This is a genomic window from Neisseria sp. GT4A_CT1 (assembly GCF_000227275.1).
In the GTDB taxonomy this organism is placed as follows: domain Bacteria; phylum Pseudomonadota; class Gammaproteobacteria; order Burkholderiales; family Neisseriaceae; genus Neisseria.
Map to the genome: position 1 here is coordinate 29,563 of NZ_JH164966.1, position 2,264 is coordinate 31,826.

Below are 2,264 nucleotides of genomic sequence, written 5' to 3' on the forward strand. Positions count from 1 at the left end.
GGTTTAAAGTTAATCCACTATAAAAAAGGTCGTCTGAAAACGCAACATAGACAATCCCGGCGTTTTCAGACGACCTTTTTCAATCCTTCCTTATTTCTGCCAATACGTTTTCACGTTCACAAATTCATACAACCCGAATTCAGACAATTCCCGTCCGTAACCTGATGCCTTGACGCCGCCAAAGGGTAGGCGCAGGTCGCTGCTGGTGTGGCGGTTGATAAAGACCGAGCCTGCTTGGATTTTTTCGGCAAACGCCCAAGCGCGGCGGGTATTGGCAGTATAGATACTGGCGCCCAATCCGTAGGGCGTATCGTTGGCAAGGGCGACGGCGTGTTCCTCGTCCTTCGCCCGCAAAATCATGGCAACCGGCCCGAAAACCTCTTCATTCCAAACGCGGCAGTCGGGATTCACTTTGTCCAACACGGTGGCGGGGTAAAACCAGCCCTTTCCTTCGGGAATGAAACCGCCCGTCAAAACCTCTGCACCGTGTGCGACTGCGTCCTGTACTTGAGCATGTACGTTTGCGCGCAAGTCTTCGCGGTGCAGCGGGGCAAGCGTGGTCGCAGGGTCTTTGGGATCGCCCGTTTGCAATTTGGCGCATTCAGCAAGAAACAAGGGGATGAAGCGGTCTGCGACGGCTTCAGTAACGACGATTCGTTTGGCTGCGTTGCAAGACTGACCCGCGTCGCGGAAACGCGAATAACAAGCTTCGACGGCGGCACGTTCGAGATCCGCATCAGGCATGACAATGAAAGGGTTGCTGCCACCGAGTTCGAGGACGGTTTTCTTGAGGTGCATTCCCGCATGGGCGGCGAGCAGGCGGCCGGTCCGCGTCGAGCCGGTAAACGCCATCGCATCGGTGTCTTCAATGGCTTTCAACGTATCGTCGTTGTCCAACCATGCGCCAATTAACGGAAGGTCGTCTGAAACCAACTCCAACAGCGCAGCGCTGACCCGCGCAACGCTGGGCGCAGGCTTGACGGCACAAGCATTTCCCGCGCACAGGGCAGGAATGGCGAAACGCAAAACCTGCCAGACAGGATAGTTCCACGGCATGACGGCAAGCACAACGCCCAACGGCTCAAAACGCACCTGGCTGAGGCTCGCCTGCGTGGCAATGGTCTTATGCGCCAGCAACTCGGGGGCAAGGCGGACGTAATATCGGATGAGCTCGACCGATTTATCCAGTTCGGCACGGCATTCATGCAGGCAGCGTCCGACTTCTTCACAAACCATTTCCGCAAGCCGCTCCTTGTTTTGCGCCAAACGCTCGGCAAAAGCTTGCAGCAAAGCAGTCCGTCCGGTAACTCCCAACCGCGCAAATGCTTGCTGGCGCACCTTCAACGCTGCCAATTCTTGTGCAAACTCTGCATAACCCTGCGCAGGACGGCGGCAAAGGGTTTCGCCGGTATAGGCGTTGATGCTGTGAAACATGGTTCGGCTCCTTTGTATGTCGGTTTTATTTTAGGTCGTCTGAAAATTAAGACGTTCTTTCAGACGATGTTTGTTCACCAAAGATGGCGCGATTATATAGCAAACTCGGATAGAACATCTCCACACAGTCCTTTCCGGACAGACAACCCAGACTAAAAGGAATTTATGTCATTCGCTAATAACGCTTAAATTTTGCCATTCCCATCCCCTGATTTTGTAGAAACTGCTGAATTTATCGAGGAATCAGCCGTCTTGTTCTGACCACCTAAATGCCGCACCTTCTGAATAACGCGCCTTGATCAAATCCTTTTAATGAAAAAGAAAAGAGAAAGTAATAAAAAGAATACTGCCAACTTTAAACAAAATACGGAGTTAGAAGCTAATATTGCAAGTAAATTCACATCCTTCGTTATTTTTTTGTTTGAATAAATATATCATTTTTGTAATACGAAACTAAAACGCCATTTAAAAAGTTTGTTTCATTGGGGTTTAATAATAATATTTTTGCATTTGTTATAGGGAATCTTTTATTTATATTTTCCATTTTACATAAATCATCAAGTCCGTAACAAGATAGCCAGTATGATCTTAATCCTGTTTCAAGCTTAATCTTTCTTTCTCCTCTATTAGGGAGGAAATCAGCATTGTTGCCTCATTGAAGGATTGCTCCTCACCTTTAAAATTCAAGCCATAGGGAGCAATAAAAATACCTACCAAAAGAATGCAAAACAACGAGAAAAATAAAGAAATAATATAATATTTAAATTTCATGTTTAACCTATATATGAAAAGAAATGGTAAATAAAATTTGGCTGAAAATACAATAAAAG

At 47.5% G+C, this 2,264-nt stretch carries 2 protein-coding genes; both read right to left on the reverse strand.

The window, feature by feature from the left end; all coding sequences use genetic code 11:
• Positions 1-90: 90 nt before the first annotated feature.
• The gene (locus HMPREF1028_RS04900; protein WP_009311690.1) at positions 91-1,434 is read right to left on the reverse strand and encodes an aldehyde dehydrogenase family protein; all 1,344 of its coding nucleotides are present in this window, start codon (positions 1,432-1,434) and stop codon (positions 91-93) included.
• 588 nt (positions 1,435-2,022) lie between these two features.
• The coding region (locus HMPREF1028_RS15430; RefSeq protein ID WP_036529203.1) for a hypothetical protein at positions 2,023-2,264 on the reverse strand (242 nt) is incomplete at its 5' end.

Excerpts from the sequence above, each read along its gene's own strand:
- HMPREF1028_RS04900 (WP_009311690.1), bottom strand. The coding sequence starts at position 1,434 with ATGTTTCACAGCATCAACGCCTATACCGGCGAAACCCTTTGCCGCCGT.